Genomic DNA, 888 nt, shown 5'->3' with positions numbered 1-888 from the left:
GTGCCTCCTACCACTGTTCAAAAAGTGCCCGAGATCGAGATAGATTACGCGAGGAGGTATTGAACCGTCTTGGCTGGGATCTATATCGAATATGGACAACCGACTGGTTCAGAGATCCACTCGCATGCAGGGAGCTTCTTAAAGAATACTTAGATGAACGCTTGTCTGAAGCAATTGAAGCAATTCCAGAGGGATATGTGCACCCTGCCGAGCTGGATGCGAAGACACCTGCATCACCTGATAAAGACACCGAATCAATAACGGGGACAGAGACTGAGGTTCATCAGGCCCGTGACACCCAAGATGACGACCCCTACATAAAGATTGGCACCAAGTTTTCTCTACGGTATCTCGATGGGCCGCGAGCTGGAGCGGTTGCAAAGTTTTGGTTTCAACAACAAACCAATGACCCCAGGTATCATTTAGATGGATACACAACCGTCGGCAATGACAGTCCACTTGGCGAAGCTTTAGAAGGAGCGGAAGTCGGGGAGATGTCTAGCTATCCGCACGGAAATCAGGAAGTCAGAGTCGAGGTACTAGAAATTGAAATTACTTAATTCAGAGACTTTTGAGTTAAGCAGTTGCTGCATATTAGTGTATCTACATGATCATCCATTATTGACGGCTTAGACTTACTCATATGAAAGTATTCCCATATCCAATGAATCGCAAGAATTATGCACTCACTATTATTCTTGCGCTCCCAAGCTACATGCTACTTCATGCTGTGGCAAGGTCTTTGAGTGGGATTCAGAGCTTCGCTATTCACTCTTTTTTGTATCTGGGGTGGTACTACTGGATCAAGGGGGATGGAATAGCCCCCCCGGGGGGGGTATTAGCTGAAACCAGCTAAGACTTAGATTACTTTTTAGATTACTTTTGAAT

The 888-nt window shown here is 45.8% G+C and carries 1 protein-coding gene; it reads left to right on the top strand.

Annotated features, from left to right (window positions below):
• The coding region (locus ACTF5G_RS10175) for a hypothetical protein (RefSeq protein ID WP_438952689.1) at window positions 1-560 on the top strand (560 nt) is incomplete at its 5' end.
• Between the last annotated feature and the right edge of the window lie 328 nt (window positions 561-888).

Origin of the sequence: Porticoccus sp. (assembly GCF_965660005.1) — a bacterium.
Taxonomy (GTDB): domain Bacteria; phylum Pseudomonadota; class Gammaproteobacteria; order Pseudomonadales; family Porticoccaceae; genus Porticoccus.
Note: the sequence above shows the minus strand (reverse complement) of the source record. Positions and strands in the feature narration are given on the sequence as shown.